Origin of the sequence: Paenibacillus sp. FSL R5-0345 (assembly GCF_000758585.1) — a bacterium.
In the GTDB taxonomy this organism is placed as follows: Bacteria; Bacillota; Bacilli; order Paenibacillales; family Paenibacillaceae; genus Paenibacillus_AQ.
Genome location: NZ_CP009281.1, coordinates 4,605,508 through 4,622,123, shown reverse-complemented (window position 1 = coordinate 4,622,123; position 16,616 = coordinate 4,605,508). Strand labels below are relative to the sequence as shown.

Genomic DNA, 16,616 nt, shown 5'->3' with positions numbered 1-16,616 from the left:
CTTGAGGGAAATCACCTTGAGCTGTCTTTTTGTTGATTATCAAACTCATACCTTTGAGAGGTCAGTTTCCATTCATGGAAATTGATTTCAGCCTAAAGAGTAAAATTAAGGCTTTTCTCCCATACTACCGTTATCTTGCACCGGAGCTACTTGACCACAACCTTTAGGAGGAATGCGGATGAAACAACATTCTGCTCCCGCCATCTATATACAGCTTAAGAATCGGGTGACGGTGCCCAAAGGTAAAGGTGTCACATTGGGTGATATTGCATTTCTGATTGCGGAGCCTGAGCTGAAAGAGTCGCTGGAATCTATTCTGCTAATGAAGCCAGAGCAAAGTGACGGCAATCTAATTTTGATTGATCTCTTGATGGTGATTCCCCGCATTTATGAACTGGTGCCAGAAGCGGATATTGAGCCGATCGGTGAAGGCAGAACGATTGTGCAGATTGAGAGTCCGGTGGAGAGACGTAAGCCTTCAATAGCGATGTTTGTTTTAGTGTGGCTACTGCTGTTCTTCGGGTCTGCGCTGACAATCATGAATTTCCATGCGGATGTAAACATGCAGGAGGTCCAAATCCGAATTGTGGAGATGATCACCGGTCATCGGGATGAACATCCGGTTGTTTTTCAGATTGCATATTCTGTAGGCATCGGCTTTGGGATGGTCATTTTTTTCAACCATTTATTTAAGAAAAAGTGGAATGAGGAGCCTACACCGTTAGAAGTGGAAATGTACCTGTATCAGAAAAATATCGACCAATACGTCATCAATGAGGAGTACGGTAAAATGAGGCGCCGTGTAGAAACTCAACCAGAGAACACGGAGGAAGGAAGATGACGGCACCTATAACACTGGGATTGAATTTGCTGCTGGGTATTGCAGGTGGAATCGCTGTAGGCGGCGGTGTGATCGCTTTATTTGTGGTGCTTGACATGGTGCCCCGTCTGGCTCAATTAACCTCTTCTTACGATAAAGTACATTGGTACGAGGGTGCGATGGTAGTCGGGTCATTGGTAGGTACCGTGAGTGATTTTTGGAATTGGAAAATATCTTCAGGTCCTTTAGTTGAACTGGGTATAGGCCTATTTGACGGGATTTTTGTCGGGATGCTCGCTGCAGCATTGACCGAGGTATTAAATGTGCTGCCGATACTCGCTAAACGCTTGAATATGACACATTATCTGTTCGGGCTGTTGATGGCGATGGTAAGCGGGAAGGTCGCGGGTTCTTTGTTCGACTGGTTTGTATACCGACAGTAAACAGGGGGTTATGGAATGAGCAAGTTTATTCACAGCGGTGATTCAGTGCCGGATGATGATCATCAGGAGGAAAATGCTGCGGCTGCCGCAGCAATGAAGAATACTGCATCCGAGCTAGTTGCTGATCACACTGAAGCAGATACTGCTTCTATGGCCAGTGACATCGCAGCTGCTGATCCGAGTCAAGGCCAGCAAGATGCCGAAGCATCAGATGAGCTCGGGACAGAAGAGCAAGGTGCAGAAGCGTCAGCGCAGCCACAGTCTGGGCAGCAGGATGCGGAGGCGTCAGATGAGCTCGGGACAGAAGAGCAAGGTGCAGAAGCGTCAGCGCAGCCGGATTCTGGGCAGCAAGATGCGGAGGCGTCAGATGAGCTCGGAACAGAAGAGCAAAGTGCAGAAGCGTCAGCGCAGCCGGATTCTGGGCAGCAAGATGCGGAGGCGTCAGATGAGCTCGGAACAGAAGAGCAAAGTGCAGAAGCATCAGCGCAGCCGGATTCTGGGCAGCAAGATGCGGAGGCGTCAGATGAGCTCGGAACAGAAGAGCAAAGTGCAGAAGCATCAGCGCAGCCGGATTCCGGACAGCAGGATGCGGAGGTGTCAGATGAGCTCGGGACAGAAGAGCAAAGTGCAGAAGCGTCAACGCAGCCAGAGTCTGGGCAGCAGGATGCGGAGGCGTCAGATGAGCTCGGCAATCAGGAGCAGAATGAGCCTAGTAAAGGATTTTTTGCCAGATTATTCGGCTTAGATTCAGACTCGGAATCCGAAGATGAGGCACAAGATCAGAATGCCCAACAAGCACCAAAACCCAAGCCGACTAAAAAGCAAGCACGGCAAGAGTCACAAGACAGCACCAACCAAAAGGGAATCAGTAAACTGCAAAAGAAACGAGATAGCGAGCACTCTAACTCGTTAAAAGAGTCCGTCATTTACTGGCAAGGAAATGATGAAATTTCAACTTCCTTACAAGATACAAAACATACACTTACTGAGGTAATCGGGCTCGGAACTAGCTTTGATGTAACGTTTAGAGAGATGTCCTTTGGCGGTCATAAGACAGCTCTTCTCTGTTTAAGTGGATTTACTAATGCAGATGTAACGGATGAGATCCTAAAACGTCTGACCTATCTCACCTCTGAGAATCTGTCTACGGGTGTACTGTCTAGCTTTATGAATGAATATGTCCCTCACATCCAGGTGGAGGAGGGTAATTCGTTAAGTGAAAGTATCGAGAAGGTACTAGAAGGTTTGAGCGTACTATTCATCGAAGGTGAGAACAAGGTTATCGTCATGGATACTCGTTCTTACCCTAGTCGCAGTCCCGACGAACCTTCGATTGATCGGGTGGTACGCGGTGCACGCGATGGATTCACAGAGACTCTACTGAGTAATATTTCGCTTGTCAGAAGACGGATTCGTGATCCGGGGTTGAAATATGAGATATTTCAGGTTGGACGACGAACACAGACGGATGTCTGTGTGGCTTATATTGATGATATCGTTGATAAAACACAGGTTAGTTCTGTTATCGAAAAAATCAACAGTATTGATATCGACGGCATTCCTCTGGCAGATAAGCAATTGGAGGAGGCAATTATCGGGGGCGGTTGGAATCCATATCCTATGGTGCGTTATTCTGAACGCCCTGACGTAGTGGCCTCTAATTTATTAGAGGGACGGGTTGTAGTTTTCGTGGATACGTCACCAATCGTTATAGTTCTTCCGACTACATTTTTTGATCTCTGCCAGCATGCGGAGGAGAATCGTCAGACGCCTTTTATGGGAACGTACTTGCGGTGGGTTCGTTTCATCGGAATATTTGCTTCCATGTTCCTGCTACCGCTATGGATGTTGCTTGTCATTCATCCTGAGCTTAAGCCGCCTGTACTGGATTTTATTGGTCCCCAAAAGACGGCAAGAATTCCTCTAATTGCCCAGTTTCTTATTGTGGAGCTTGGGGTTGATTTACTGCGGATGGCCGCAGTACACACACCGACACCTTTAGGATCAGCGATGGGTCTGATAGCGGCGATATTGATTGGTGATATAGCTGTCCAGAGCGGATTGTTTGTCAACGAGGTAGTTCTATATATGGCGGTGGCTTCCATAGGTATGTTTGCGACCCCAAGTTATGAACTGGGTCTTGCGAATCGAATAGTCAGGCTTGGGTTATTGTTAGCCGTGGCGGCATTCCAGGTGCCAGGATTTATGATTGGCACGACGCTACTGACTATTTTCCTAACTACCCATCGGTCCTATAACTCCTCTTATATGTGGCCGTTTATACCTTTTAATGCAAAGGCGATGAGTGAAATTCTATTGCGAAAGCCAGTTCTAAGCTCGAAGACAAGGCCGTCTTTCAATAAAACAAGAGACAATACAAGAATGCCGCCTAATCAAAAGAATGATTAACAATCGTAGGAAAATACAAAACTACTGCAAATTAGTCCATTCAATGGAGTTCCCACTGTCTGTTATACTGAATACACTAAAGACAGGGTGGAACCTTGATATTCCACAGAAATTGGAGGACTAAAGAATGTTTCTACACGGTACTAGCCGAATTAATGATGCTGGGCATCTGGAAATCGGCGGATGTGATGTAACTGAATTGAAAGCGGAATATGGAACCCCGCTATATATACTGGACGAGCAATTGGTTAGACAACGTTGCCGGGAATATATGGATGCTTTTAAATCCTCTGGACTTGGGTTCCAAGTAGCTTACGCAAGCAAGGCGTTCTCAGTAATGGCTATGGTTCGTTTGGCTGATGAAGAAGGCTTGTCGCTTGATGTTGTATCTGATGGCGAGCTTTATACTGCTTTGCAAGCAGGCTTTCCTGCAGAACGCATTCATTTTCACGGCAACAATAAGACATCTGAAGAGATCGAAATGGCGATTGATGCCGGGATCGGTTGCTTTGTAGTTGATAATTTGGTGGAGCTTAGCCTTTTGCAGTCGATTGCATCACGTAAAGAAGTTGAGGTTAACATCTTATTACGTGTGACACCAGGTGTCGAAGCACATACGCATGAGTACATTACAACAGGTCAGACCGATTCCAAATTCGGTTTTGATATTGGAAACGGTTCTGCTTATGAAGCAGTTAAAGCGGCAGTCAGCAAAAAGAATTTAATATTGCTGGGCGTACATTCCCATATTGGTTCTCAAATTTTTGAAACGGATGGATTCCAGCTTGCTGTTGAACGTGTAGCGAGTTTTGCTCGTAGTGTTAAAGAAGGTTTGGATGTGGACTTCCGTGTAGTAAACCTAGGTGGAGGTTTCGGTATTCGTTATGTAGAGGGTGATACCCCGTTACATGTTTCTGAATATGTAGCTGCAATTACGGATGCGGTGAAGACTCATTTTGCTGGAATTTATAATGCTTTGCCTGAAATCTGGGTCGAACCGGGCCGCAGTATCGTTGGAGATGCAGGTACTACACTTTACACTGTAGGTACGAATAAGGATATTCCAGGTGTGCGTAAGTACGTTGCCGTTGACGGTGGGATGACTGATAATCCACGTCCTGCATTGTATCAATCTAAATATGAGGCATTACTTGCGAATCGTGCGAATGAAGAGGCTACAGAAACTGTATCCATCGCTGGTAAATGCTGCGAGAGCGGAGATATGCTGATCTGGGATGTAGAACTGCCTAAGGCAGAAAGTGGCGATCTGTTGGCTGTAGCCTGCACGGGTGCTTACAATTACTCCATGGCGAGCAACTACAACCGGCTTCGTCGTCCGGCTTTAGTGTTCGTTCAGAACGGACACAGCGATCTTGTAGTGCGTCGTGAAAGCTACAATGATCTTATTGCCAACGATATTGTTCCTGAGCGTATCGCTAAACAAGCCGCTGTTGCTAAGTAACAGGGACTAATGTTAGGTGGGCAAAATTGGGAAGGCAAAAAGAGCAAGCAGGAATTACTCCTGCTTGCTTTGCTTTGTGCGTGGTTTCATAGTAATATAATTGAGGTATTCTAATTTTGTTAATTTTGAAAGGGGTCATTTACATATGGCAAAGCAAGCGAAAATTACTCTTGAAACAGGCGGCGTAGTGCTGATCGACTTGTTCGATCAAGATGCACCAAACACTGTAGCTAACTTTGAAAAGCTAGCAAAAGATGGTTTCTACAACGGATTGACATTCCACCGCGTTATTCCTGGTTTTGTTGCTCAAGGCGGATGTCCTAACGGAACTGGATCCGGCGGTCCAGGATATACCATCAACTGCGAAATCAATCCAAACAAACACGAGCGTGGCACACTTGCTATGGCGCATGCGGGTAAGAACACAGGCGGAAGCCAGTTCTACATCTGCTACGCTCCACAACCTCACTTGGATGGAGTACACACTGTATTCGGTAAAGTAGTTGAAGGTATGGATCTTGTTGATGCTTTCAAAGGACGCGACAAAATGACTTCGGTAGAAATCATCGAAGCTTAAGAATATTTAATTTAAAAAGGCCAGCCTTTGGATTATCGGAGGCTGGCCTTTTTCGCATTTAATTAGGAAGCCGACCAATTCGTTTACGCCTCGAATTACGCCGCTCTGGCACCCAGAAAAACACTAAATACATAAGCAGAAATACAATGAAGGCAAATAGCTCCTCAACTAGCAGGTAATAAGGATAAGGTCCGAAATAATCCATTACAGAATAAGTACTGGGCTTATGAGATAGGAACATGTAATTAGATCCTAGGATATAATTGGCGATCCAGACACACACAGCCACGACGTTAAGGCCAAGCATAGTGAACCAAAGTGATTTCCAGGTTGGTTTATAGCCCTCAATCCAGGTCATATAAAGAGAAGCAAGAATGATACCACCATGAGCTACAAAGAACAGTAAAAATCGAAAATGAGGGAACGGATAGACCAGATTCGGTGTGAGTAAAGCAATGAATGCTCCACCTATTCCGGCAAAATACAGAAAGGAGTAAAGTCTTCGGCTGCGTGTAATCAGCATGATAATGGATAGTAGTAAAGTAATTCCGCATAGTTCGAGCGGTAATGATGAGCTGGATTGCCATACCTGCTGAGAGAGATACCATATTTGAAGTCCCGCTTCTGAGAACATAAGAATAACAATCAACAGCAAGCGAACACTTTGCCGAAGTCTCACGTCCGTGCGAATTTCGAATCTGAAACCGTAAAGTAGTAGACACACCAATGCAATGATAGACAGAGCAATCCAATGTGAAAGGGAGAACATAATAAAATCCTCTGTACGCTGTCGATCAAAGTAAGATGAAAGATGCATGAACCAACCTCCTTTGGACATAAAAATACTCTGAAAATTTACTTGGTATTTTGAATTTTTTCATTTCTGTAAATCCATAAAATGGATAAAGATATGTACATATATATTCTGTCAACTCCGCCACAAAAGGAAGACTTTTCATTATTTTAACATAAGATTGGGCGATGGGCGTGGAATTACATAAGAAGCATTCGGCATAGAGTAGTGACAGAGATTAAGTTTTAAGAGGGGATCCAAAGACAAAAAAACAAATTGGAAAAGGAATTGGAGGCTTTATTTCATCAACGAATCAACTCGTAAGTGAAAGATCTGAGATCATTCGAATTTGAAATGAAAAAAGCATCCGACATCTAATGAAGTGCACCCCTTAGAATAGACATTGGAAAAAACCCCTGGTTTATCCGATGAAATTCTAGGGGGTGCATTTTTATGGCGATTAAAGGACAGAAGTTTAAAAATTACTCAGATGAGATTAAAAAAGAGGCCATTCGTTTACATGTGGAGGAAAGATGGACTTATCGGAAAATTACGGAGCATTTTGAGATACAAGATCAAGGACGGGTAAAGAGATGGATGAAGAAATACCGAGAGCTAGGGGAATTTGGGCTACTAGATCAACGGGGGCGTCGTATTGAATATATCGATCAAGATAGGTATGTTCAAAAGCTCAAACGGGAAAATGAAATGCTAAAAAAGTGTTTGGAAATCTGGATGCAGGAGGTGAAACGCACAAATATAGAGTCATTGAGAACGCTGCAAAAGAGTATGCCGTTAGCAACCTGTGTAAACTCTTTAGGGTCTCTAGAAGTGGATACTACGCTTTCCTGAAGCGCAAAGGAACAGATCGGGATCAGGAAGCAAAGGCGCTCATTCAGAAGGTCTATGAAAGGTATGAAGGAGTCTACGGTTATCGCCAAATTCAATTGTTCTTGCTACAAGACCACGGGGTTTGGATGAATCATAAGAAGGTACTCAGAATTATGCAGGATTTAGGCATTCGTTCGAGGATCCGCCGAAAACATCGTTGTAATTATGCTACTTCTGAAGGAGACCGTGTGGCGAAAAATATTTTGAAACGGGATTTCAAAGCGGATGCTCCCAACCAAAAATGGGTGACAGACATTACGCAATATCGTGTAGGCGAAAAGTGGCTCTATCTTTCTGCGATTAAAGATTTATTCAATAACGAAATTATCGCTTATCAAATGAGCGCTAGGAACGACAACGAACTGGTTCTCCGGACCTTTGAGCAGGCGTGGAGTCAGCAAAAAGACGTGACTGGACTGATCGTTCACAGCGATCAGGGATTCCAATACACGTCTCATGCATACCACGACATGCTGCCAAAGGTTGGGGCCCGAATCAGCATGTCTCGCCGAGGCAATTGTTATGACAACGCCTCTATGGAGAGCTTCTTCTCGCATCTCAAAACGGAAGGACTCTATCCTTATGATATCCGAAATATGGATGAGGCACAAAGGAAAATTGAAGATTACATTCGATTTTATAACCAACATCGGCCACAACGAAGGTTAAATAAGCTGCCTCCGGTAGAGTACCGGAAACAGCTTATTGCCTAGGGTCTTTTTTCAGTGTCTATAAAATGGGGGCTTGACCACTAAATGCCGGGTGCTTTTTTACGTATGTCCAAAAATGTTGGGAGGAAGTTGAAATGTACCGCGTTATTCTATGAATTAAGAAGGTAGCGTAGCCAATCACCTTCTCGTTCAACAGAAACGTTCCATCCAAGATGCTCTGCAACAAAAGCAACGGGAACTAACACTTTTCCTCCTGCAAGTAGTGGAGCGGTATCCATTGCGAGAGTCTGTCCATTTACTAACGCCTCAGTATTACCAATAGTCATAGTAACGTTATTCCCACCCGAAGTAAGTGATACAGTTTTGGTAGCTGCGTCCCAATCTATTGAAGCGTTCAGGGCTGTTCCGATTTCTTTGGCAGGTAACCATAACTCTTCATTCCCTTGGACTAGACGGGTGGTAAATGCCAGAGGTTCACCGTTTACTTGTACACTGCTACGATAGACATTGCCGTTTCTATCGATGACAGCACTTTCCGCTTGTTCTTCCAGAAGTGTGTTAAATGCTTCTATGTTGCTAGACGTTACACGATATTCCGAACTATCCTCTCCTATAGCTTCAGCGATCCAGGTATTCACCTCACCATTATGATGACTTAAATCTTTATACAGATCCAGATTAAACGTCCACTCGGATGCTGTCTGGAAATCATAGAGCTTCACATTGGGGTATTGCTCAAATTGCTCAAACATCCATTGCCGCATAACTAACTGATTGTTGAAACGAACGGGATTGCTGGAGTACCAAGCAACCTGCCGCATTACGCTGTAAGGGGGATAGTAAAAATAGAACTGAACATCTGGATATTCCTCTAATAGAGATCGAATATACGTATTGAAATAAACCTTTACTTGATCAAGGCTTTCCTCATTCGTACCGTAATCGATCTCTTTGTCACAAGCTTTAAAATAAGACTCAGCAACGTATTGCTTGCCGAATACTACCTTATCATTCCAATTGTACAAAGTTTCTAAATCCTGTTTCGTTTGACCACTCAGCGTACTTTTGATACTTCGAAAAAATTGTTTATATACGGATGAATTAAACCAATATTTATAGTCAGTCCATAGCTTACCGTCATACAGATAGTCAGGGAAATCTTCTTCTTCCTCTGCGGTAGCGAGCTTCAATGAGAAATAGTCCAACCCCCAAAGCACTTGTTGTACTTTCCCTGTCTCTAAGGCGAGTTTAGCGATTTTATAATGCTCGTCAACGGTTGAACCCTCCATAGACAACTTTAAGGTTGTTCCACCTAAGCTTGCGTCTACTTGAGACGGAAGAAAGTTTTCAGTCATGGATGTACCGATGATGATATTGTCGTATTCGTAATTTTTGGCTAAGCCTGGATTCTGATAACGTTCTTGTTCCGACAGAAGCGGCGTATACCACGAGGGGCGATGATAGAATTGCAGCGGGTCGATCAATGCGGTTATCAGTGCTGTTACAAAAGCTAACAGAATGAAAAAAAGCATAAAATAACTTACGAATCGTTTCGATTTTGTATGAATCCCAGGAGATGTACGCATAATCAGTCCTCCATAATATTTTTTAAAAGTTAAAGTATAAAAAGGTCGTAATTCGGTTGAAGAACAGCAGCGAGAATACGATGATAAATGCCATTACAAAAGCCGTTTTCCGGCTATACTGTAAATTGCGTTTGTTCCAGATATGACGCGGATTCCAAAGAATAATTGTCAATAAGATGAGAATCAGAAGGATTGCCCATTTCAGCGTGCCTATAGACGGTAAAGATATCCCGTTAAGACCACTCATCCCTTTTAATAAACGAATCGCTTGAGACAGTTGCTCAGATCGGAACAATACCCATGTGATATTCACGAAGACGAAGGTGAGTAGCCATGAGAACCACTTGGGAAGGGGGAAGCTCCAGCGTCCCCAAATTTTCTCCACAGCTTGTCCGACACCATGCAGAAGCCCCCAGAGAATGAACATCCAACCTGCACCATGCCAAAAGCCACCAATCAGAAACGTGATCACCACATTTCGAATTGAAATCCAAAATCCTTTCCGGTTGCCCCCTAGTGGAATGTAAATATAATCTCTAAGAAAATGGCTGAGTGTAATATGCCAGCGTCTCCAGAAATCGCGAATACTTAGCGCACGGTAAGGGGCGTTGAAATTTTGAGGCAAGCGGATGTTGAACAACAATGCGATTCCGATCGCCATATCCGTGTAACCGCTGAAGTCGTAGTAGAGCTGTAAAGTATAGGAGAGGACAGCCACCCAAGAATCTATAAAATGCGCCGCGGTAGAAAATCCATTGTCAGCATAACCAGCCAGAGTATCTGCTAGGACCACTTTTTTTCCAAGACCGATACTAAATAATAAAATACCTTTTCGTACGTTGTTCCAGTTCCAGACCTTATTTCGCAGCTTATCAAACTGAGGCATCATGTCCTTGTGATGGAGGATGGGACCGGAGATCAAGTGCGGGAAAAAGGTCACAAACAGCGTGTAGTTCACAAGACTGTATTCACGCGCCTGATTTCGGTAAGCGTCAACAAGATAAGCGATTTGTGTAAATGTGAAGAAGCTTATGCCTAATGGCAAAATAAGATGGTGAAGAGGAAGATTACTTCCTGTAAGTCCGTTCCAATTCTCTATAAAAAAATCAGTGTATTTGTAATAGCCAAGTAGTAGAATATTTGCAATTAAGCTAAAGATTAGAAGAGGTCGACGTCTGCCGGCAGATGCGGTATGAATGAAATGACCCATAGCGTAGTTAAACAAGATGGATAGCAGAATTAAAGGCACGTACTTTAAGTTCCAGTATCCGTAGAACACCAAAGAGGCAAGGGTCAGCCATACTTTTGCGTAGAACAAGAGACGAAAACGATTTAGAATGAAATATCCTCCTAGCACAACAGGCAGAAAACCAAACATAAAGAGATATGAATTAAATAACATAACTAACAATCCTCACTTATAGCAGTTTTGGTATGGAATCACTATAAGTCACAGATCTTAAGCCTTTATGTTATGAATTCTTATCTTTTTCTTAATGGATGAGATTGTAAAAAAATCCCCGCAAGCATCATTCGCTCGCAGGGAAGGAAGTCTCAAATTCAGTTTGTTTACGTGAGCTTTTAGCAGAAATCGTTCCACCGTGAAGCTCTGTGATGCTCTTGGCAATCGCGAGTCCTAGACCACTTCCGCCAGTCTCTCTGGAACGTGACTTATCTACGCGATAAAATCGTTTAAATAAGTGTGGGAGGTCCGTAGCAGGGATTGGATTGCCGTAATTCGTGCATGTAGCAATCACTCTATCGTCTTTTCTATAGACAGAAATATCTAGAATCTTACCTTCTTTACCGTATCTAACCGCATTGGTAAATAGGTTCTCATATAACCGTACCAACTCGTCCGCATCACCATAGATAATTAAAGGGCTCTTATCTGTATGAATACGGTAGGTCATATCCGCTTGCTCTAGTACGGGAGCGAATTCCTCGACAAGCTGTTCGAGCAGCTTTCCGAGATCTACAGGCTCTATATTAAGAGGGAGACCGCTGCTGCTAACCCGTGTATATTCGAATAAATCGTCGATTAGTTTTTTTAGAGTCAGTGATTTCTCATAGGCAATATTCACATAATAACGCAGCTCAACCTCATTCTTATAACGATCCTTCTCCACATACTCAAGGAATCCGAGCACAGAGGTTAGCGGGGTTCGGAGATCATGGGATACACCAGTGATTAAGTCGTTTTTGGCTTTCGCAGCTGCTCGTTCTTCCTCTATAGCGGATTTTAGCTTGCCAGCCATGAGGTTCATATTTTCGGCGAGTTTACCGAGTTCATCCGTACCTGTTACTGTTACCTTGAAAGATAAATTGCCATCGGCAATCGCTTGAACTCCGCTTGTAATGTTATGAAGCTTTTTTGTGGTACTTCTGGATAGCTTTAGGATAAAAAAGATAAACAAAGGAATCCCAATAAGAATCACTATTGGCGTAGAACCGATGTTATTGATTACCCAGAGGATGAGTTTAACCCCAAAAAAGGAACGCGAAGGATTTAGCCATATTAAAAGGGATGTCCCATAATAACCCATCAATAAAATTGCTGCTGTAAGTGCTAAACTTGTTAAGCTGAAGCCAACTATTTTCCAGGAGAGGGTATCGAATCGTTTGAAATTCAACTAGAAGAACCTCCCTTTTCCAGTTTGTAGCCAACGCCCCATACCGTTTTCAAATATTGTGGTTTTCTCGGATTAGCTTCAATTTTTTCTCTGATTTTTCGAATGTGTACCATGAGCGTATTATTGCTCTCGAGAAATTGCTCTTTCCATACTTTGGCGTAGATTTGCTCCATGCTTAGTACTTGTCCCCTGTTACGGGCGAGCAGCTCCAGAATTGCGAACTCTCTCGGAGTAAGTTTAACGGGCTGATCATCCACGCTAACTTCATGCGTCACCGAGTTAATAACTAAGCCATCAATGATGATTTCATCCTGTTTGGCACTTAGATCGACCATGTAATTTCGGGTTCTGCGCAGCTGGGATTTAATTCGGGCAACGAGCTCCAGCGGACTAAACGGCTTCGTAACATAATCATCCGCACCTACACTGAGTCCTGTGATTTTATCTAATTCCTGACCCTTTGCTGATAACATAATAATCGGGAATTTTTGTGTTTCTCGAATTTTTATACAAGCCTCTATACCGTCCATGTTGGGCATCATAATATCTAGTACCATTAGGTCTATCGTTTCTTTTTTGATAATTTCAAGTGCTTCCAGTCCGTCTCGGGCAGTTAACAGGCGATATCCTTCGTTCTCCAGATAGATCTGCATGAGCTTGATAATCTCGGCTTCATCGTCAACCAAAAGCAGTGTTGCGTTGTGCATGATTCAGCGTCCTTTCTTGCTTGTAAAGCAATCGTTCTACAAGAAGTATACAATATATTCACGTTCAAAATACTTATTTAAAGGCTGGCGATGAGCGATGTGAAGTCGTGTGTGATCCTTCTTTTTTGTTCTGTGATACATTTCCGAAAAGCACCCAGGCAAACGGCAAATAACGTGCTAAAAGACTAACGGCGATCCAAGAAAAGCCTAGAGCTATAATAAAGCCGCCGACATACCAGAGATGCAGAAGCCACGAAGTACTGATTGTTGGAGAAAGTTGTCTGTATAGCAGTAAGAATAGCGGATGTATCAGATATACACCAAATGAAAACGATCCTAACCGCTCAAGCGGTTGGTATAAGAATGAAAGTGATGATTTTCTCAACAGAAACCGTGCAACAGACATTAAAACTAACAGGCTTGTAAATGCAAAAGTACTGTATAGCAGTTCATAAATCAACGAGTTGAATGAAGTGCCATATCGTCGATTTTGGTAATATAACATCGTGTGAGAAATTCCTGAGGTTAACCAAATCGCCCAAATTCCTCGAAACACCATTCCAGGCGGATTATTCTTTTTAGTTTGCTCTGATCGATGCGCCTCAATCCATGTTTTAATCTGTGGATAATACATTCCGAGCCATGCACCTAACATGTAATAGGAGAAATAGGTGAGGCACCAGCTGCCTCTGTTTGCGACTTGAAAATGATATTTATTAGCAAGGATGAAACCCCATTGGATGAGAATTCCTGCGACAATAGAGTATTTACGAATCTGCGGATAACGTTTGAACAAGAGCAGAGGAAAAGGGAATAACAGATAGAATTGCATGTTGATGAATACGAAATAGAGATGAGTATAGGCTTTACCAGTGAAAAGCTTAACAAAAAAATTCCGAATCAACTCTCCATTGAAAGGTGAACCGACTGCAAGCTGCGTTAACGTGAAATAAAACAATGAGAACATGAAGTATGGAAGCAGGATGTAAAGGAATCTTTTTTTGTAGAATGAGGTCAGAAGCGCTTTATTCACAGGTCTCTCATTATAATTATAGAAAAGCACAAAGGCACTCATCGCGATAAAGGTCGGAGTACCATATTTCATAAAAATATTCAGGAAATTGTAGATAGCAAAATAACGCGAACCTGTCATTTGTAAAGTTGCATATGAGGTGGCATGAACAGTGACTACAGCTATAATACAAAGAGCACGAACGAGCTGAAGCTCTGGAATTTTTTCTTTTTTCAGAGTTGTCATGATAGAAATCTTCCTTTCATGTAGTTCGTAATCCTTATTTAACAAGAGATTTCTTAACAACGGCGGCAGGTAAAAGTAAAGGTAAACTTAATAGTTTCTTAACAAGTCTTAAGATTTGGGAAGCTACTATGCTATAATAATTTCAAATTCGATAGGTTGGAGGGAAATTGGAAGATGTGGAAAGAGTTTAAAGCTTTTGCCCTGAAAGGAAATGTGTTAGATTTAGCGGTTGCTGTAGTAATCGGAGCAGCTTTTGGTAAAATTGTGACTTCATTAGTGTCAGACATTATAACGCCGATCATTGGCTTAATAACAGGTGGTATAGATCTCAAGGATCGGGCTCTGAATGTTATGGTGATGGAGAATAAATTATCTATCCCGTACGGTCTATTTTTACAGGCAGTGGTTGATTTCTTTATTATTTCCTTCTCAATCTTTATGGTGATCAAGCTAGCAAACAAATTTCAACGTAAAGAAGCGGTTAAAGTCGAAGTAGTGGAGACTCCTGCACCTGCCGAGGATATCGTACTGTTGACTGAAATTCGTGATTTGTTGAAACAACAAGAACGTGGTTTGTAATTGGAAAAAGAAAGCAAGGAGCGCTTGGAGATAGTAGTCCTGGCGCTTTTTTGCTTTCTTTTTTATTCGTAAATTTGTTTATAAAAAACAATGTCGTTTCTTCTTGTAATCACCGTACATCTTAGAATTAAGTTACAAATTTTAAGTAAATATATTAAACGCACTTGCATTTCGATGGTGTAAGTGATAATTTTGTTAGTAAGGAAAACTTGAACCTCAATTAAATAAAGGATCAATCCTTCAGGGCAGGGTGTAATTCCCTACCGGCGGTGATGCTGTTGTAGAGTGCTTAATTATTAAGTTTATCTACCGCGCTTAGTCCGCTACCCGGCTCGCATTGTTGATGCGAACGGTGGACCCGGTGAAATTCCGGGACCGACAGTATAGTCTGGATGGAAGAAGGAGAGGTTAACTGCTTGTCTGTATAGACAGGTGGACTGCAGTGTTTTCATTTATTATGTGCGATATTTCACAATTGCCGTCGATTGACGGTTATTTACGCACACTTTTATTTGGACTGCCGATAAACTCTCACATAACCCATCTTGAACTCCTCCTGGAGAATGAGATGGGTTTTTCTGTTTTTTAAATCAGATAGACAGTAAGGGGATAGGAGGACGAGATGGACAACATGAATGACGAGTTTTATATGTCGCTGGCGCTGCATATGGCAGAACGGGCCCAAGGGCAGACGGGAATTAACCCGGTTGTTGGCTGCGTTGTTGTAAAGAATGGAGCTATGATTGGGCTTGGAACTCATTTGCAGCGCGGAACAGGTCATGCTGAGGTGCATGCCTTGAATATGGCGGCAGGTCAAGCTAAGGGTAGCACTGCCTATGTCACACTGGAACCGTGCAGTCACTATGGCAAGACTCCGCCTTGCAGCCAAAGGCTAATCGATGAGGGCGTAGCCAGAGTGGTAGTCGCTTGTGAAGACCCTAACCCTCAAGTGGCAGGCCGCGGGGTTCAAATGCTGCGCGAGCATGGCATTGAAGTAGAAGTAGGGTTGCTGCGTGATCGTGCGCTGCGGCTGAATGAGCGGTTCATCAAGTATATTTTGACCAAACAGCCGTTTGTGACGCTCAAGAGTGCCAGTACGTTGGATGGCAACCTGGCTACCAAATCAGGTGATAGTAAGTGGATTTCGAACGGAGAAGCGCGGGAGATTGTACATACACTGCGGCATCGGCATCAGGGGATCATGGTCGGTGTGAACACAGTGATTGCAGATAATCCTTCACTGACGACAAGAACGGAAGTGCCTGGGATTAACCCGGTGCGGATCGTGATTGATTCTGGACTACGTACTCCATTGGATTCAGCAGTAGTAAGTGACGGTCTAGCGCCTACTATCATCGTGACAACAGAAGCTGCAGATGCTGACAAGAAAGCTGCTCTGCTTGAGGCAGGGGTACAAATCGTTATTAGCGGTGCAGGACCACGGGTGGATTTGAAGGCTGCTATGGTAACGCTCGGCGAGATGGAAATTGGATCAATTTTACTTGAAGGCGGAGGTACGCTAAACGGTGCGATGCTTGAGAGTGGGTTGGTTGATCGAGTGATCCTCTTTTTTGCTCCAAAGATTGTCGGCGGTGGTGCTAATGCGAAAGGGACCTTCGTATTTCCAGGTGTAGAGCTGATGAAGGATGCGATTTCTCTGGAGGGATTGGAAGTAAAAGTGCTCGGAGATAATGTATGTATCAGCGGTACTCCGGTACGCTAAAGCGAATGCTTCCGATGTAAGTTAAGAACGAAGTGTTTTCTTTAAAGTAATGCTTACAAAACTT

14 protein-coding genes, 1 pseudogene and 1 riboswitch are annotated in these 16,616 nt (G+C 43.3%); of the genes and pseudogenes, 9 read left to right on the top strand and 6 right to left on the bottom strand.

Going from position 1 to position 16,616, the window contains the following annotated elements:
- Positions 1–178 precede the first annotated feature (178 nt).
- The 5 genes and pseudogenes from R50345_RS20590 to R50345_RS20570 all read left to right on the top strand — a co-directional run bounded on the left by R50345_RS20590 (position 179) and on the right by R50345_RS20570 (position 5,711).
- Positions 179–841: a stage V sporulation protein AA gene (locus tag R50345_RS20590; RefSeq protein ID WP_042129678.1), complete on the top strand. Its 663-nt coding sequence runs from the start codon at positions 179–181 to the stop codon at positions 839–841.
- A complete protein-coding gene (locus tag R50345_RS20585; protein WP_042129676.1) occupies positions 838–1,263 on the top strand; it encodes a stage V sporulation protein AB in 426 nt (141 codons plus the stop codon). Before R50345_RS20590 ends, R50345_RS20585 begins: the two co-directional genes overlap by 4 nt.
- Before the next feature lie 834 nt (positions 1,264–2,097).
- Positions 2,098–3,672, top strand: a pseudogene (locus R50345_RS20580) (spore germination protein); the annotation flags it as partial.
- Positions 3,673–3,799: 127 nt separating this feature from the next.
- Complete coding sequence (lysA, locus tag R50345_RS20575) at positions 3,800–5,134, top strand: diaminopimelate decarboxylase (RefSeq protein ID WP_042129674.1); 1,335 nt, start codon at positions 3,800–3,802, stop codon at positions 5,132–5,134.
- Between the two features lie 145 nt (positions 5,135–5,279).
- Positions 5,280–5,711 (top strand): peptidylprolyl isomerase, encoded by a 432-nt coding sequence (locus R50345_RS20570; protein WP_042129672.1) that lies wholly within the window; start codon positions 5,280–5,282, stop codon positions 5,709–5,711.
- 58 nt (positions 5,712–5,769) lie between these two features.
- Here the strand turns inward: R50345_RS20570 and R50345_RS20565 are convergent, their stop codons facing one another.
- Positions 5,770–6,528: a YwaF family protein gene (locus tag R50345_RS20565; protein ID WP_042129670.1), complete on the bottom strand. Its 759-nt coding sequence runs from the start codon at positions 6,526–6,528 to the stop codon at positions 5,770–5,772.
- Between the two features lie 429 nt (positions 6,529–6,957).
- Between R50345_RS20565 and R50345_RS32005 the strand changes: the two genes are divergently transcribed.
- Positions 6,958–7,356, top strand: a complete 399-nt coding sequence (locus R50345_RS32005; RefSeq protein ID WP_042123336.1) for a helix-turn-helix domain-containing protein — start codon at positions 6,958–6,960, stop codon at positions 7,354–7,356.
- The gene (locus R50345_RS20555; protein WP_231574241.1) at positions 7,272–8,108 is read left to right on the top strand and encodes an IS3 family transposase; all 837 of its coding nucleotides are present in this window, start codon (positions 7,272–7,274) and stop codon (positions 8,106–8,108) included. Before R50345_RS32005 ends, R50345_RS20555 begins: the two co-directional genes overlap by 85 nt.
- A gap of 107 nt (positions 8,109–8,215) precedes the next feature.
- Here the strand turns inward: R50345_RS20555 and R50345_RS20550 are convergent, their stop codons facing one another.
- From R50345_RS20550 to R50345_RS20530, 5 genes are all read right to left on the bottom strand, one after another.
- Positions 8,216–9,652: a stalk domain-containing protein gene (locus R50345_RS20550; RefSeq protein ID WP_042129668.1), complete on the bottom strand. Its 1,437-nt coding sequence runs from the start codon at positions 9,650–9,652 to the stop codon at positions 8,216–8,218.
- A 22-nt stretch (positions 9,653–9,674) separates the two neighbouring features.
- The gene (locus R50345_RS20545) at positions 9,675–11,054 is read right to left on the bottom strand and encodes an MBOAT family O-acyltransferase (protein WP_042129665.1); all 1,380 of its coding nucleotides are present in this window, start codon (positions 11,052–11,054) and stop codon (positions 9,675–9,677) included.
- 127 nt (positions 11,055–11,181) lie between these two features.
- Positions 11,182–12,285, bottom strand: a complete 1,104-nt coding sequence (locus R50345_RS20540) for a sensor histidine kinase (RefSeq protein ID WP_042129663.1) — start codon at positions 12,283–12,285, stop codon at positions 11,182–11,184.
- Positions 12,282–12,992 carry a response regulator transcription factor gene (locus tag R50345_RS20535; protein WP_042129662.1) on the bottom strand — a complete coding sequence of 237 codons (711 nt, stop codon included), beginning with the start codon at positions 12,990–12,992 and terminating at the stop codon, positions 12,282–12,284. Before R50345_RS20535 ends, R50345_RS20540 begins: the two co-directional genes overlap by 4 nt.
- Before the next feature lie 73 nt (positions 12,993–13,065).
- Positions 13,066–14,250, bottom strand: coding sequence for an acyltransferase (locus R50345_RS20530; protein ID WP_042129660.1), 1,185 nt, complete (start codon positions 14,248–14,250; stop codon positions 13,066–13,068).
- Between the two features lie 174 nt (positions 14,251–14,424).
- Between R50345_RS20530 and mscL the strand changes: the two genes are divergently transcribed.
- Together mscL and ribD are read left to right on the top strand one after the other, a co-directional pair.
- Entirely contained in the window at positions 14,425–14,829 is a 405-nt protein-coding gene (gene mscL / locus R50345_RS20525) for a large-conductance mechanosensitive channel protein MscL (protein WP_042129658.1), read from the top strand.
- A gap of 232 nt (positions 14,830–15,061) precedes the next feature.
- Positions 15,062–15,237: riboswitch (FMN riboswitch) on the top strand.
- A gap of 214 nt (positions 15,238–15,451) precedes the next feature.
- Entirely contained in the window at positions 15,452–16,552 is a 1,101-nt protein-coding gene (ribD, locus tag R50345_RS20520) for a bifunctional diaminohydroxyphosphoribosylaminopyrimidine deaminase/5-amino-6-(5-phosphoribosylamino)uracil reductase RibD (RefSeq protein ID WP_042129657.1), read from the top strand.
- The last annotated feature ends 64 nt before the right edge of the window (positions 16,553–16,616 follow it).

Excerpts from the sequence above, each read along its gene's own strand:
- R50345_RS20590 (WP_042129678.1), top strand. The coding sequence starts at position 179 with ATGAAACAACATTCTGCTCCCGCCATCTATATACAGCTTAAGAATCGG.
- R50345_RS20585 (WP_042129676.1), top strand. The coding sequence starts at position 838 with ATGACGGCACCTATAACACTGGGATTGAATTTGCTGCTGGGTATTGCA.
- lysA (WP_042129674.1), top strand. The coding sequence starts at position 3,800 with ATGTTTCTACACGGTACTAGCCGAATTAATGATGCTGGGCATCTGGAA.
- R50345_RS20570 (WP_042129672.1), top strand. The coding sequence starts at position 5,280 with ATGGCAAAGCAAGCGAAAATTACTCTTGAAACAGGCGGCGTAGTGCTG.
- R50345_RS20565 (WP_042129670.1), bottom strand. The coding sequence starts at position 6,528 with ATGCATCTTTCATCTTACTTTGATCGACAGCGTACAGAGGATTTTATT.
- R50345_RS32005 (WP_042123336.1), top strand. The coding sequence starts at position 6,958 with ATGGCGATTAAAGGACAGAAGTTTAAAAATTACTCAGATGAGATTAAA.
- R50345_RS20550 (WP_042129668.1), bottom strand. The coding sequence starts at position 9,652 with ATGCGTACATCTCCTGGGATTCATACAAAATCGAAACGATTCGTAAGT.
- R50345_RS20545 (WP_042129665.1), bottom strand. The coding sequence starts at position 11,054 with ATGTTATTTAATTCATATCTCTTTATGTTTGGTTTTCTGCCTGTTGTG.
- R50345_RS20535 (WP_042129662.1), bottom strand. The coding sequence starts at position 12,992 with ATGCACAACGCAACACTGCTTTTGGTTGACGATGAAGCCGAGATTATC.
- R50345_RS20530 (WP_042129660.1), bottom strand. The coding sequence starts at position 14,250 with ATGACAACTCTGAAAAAAGAAAAAATTCCAGAGCTTCAGCTCGTTCGT.
- mscL (WP_042129658.1), top strand. The coding sequence starts at position 14,425 with ATGTGGAAAGAGTTTAAAGCTTTTGCCCTGAAAGGAAATGTGTTAGAT.
- ribD (WP_042129657.1), top strand. The coding sequence starts at position 15,452 with ATGGACAACATGAATGACGAGTTTTATATGTCGCTGGCGCTGCATATG.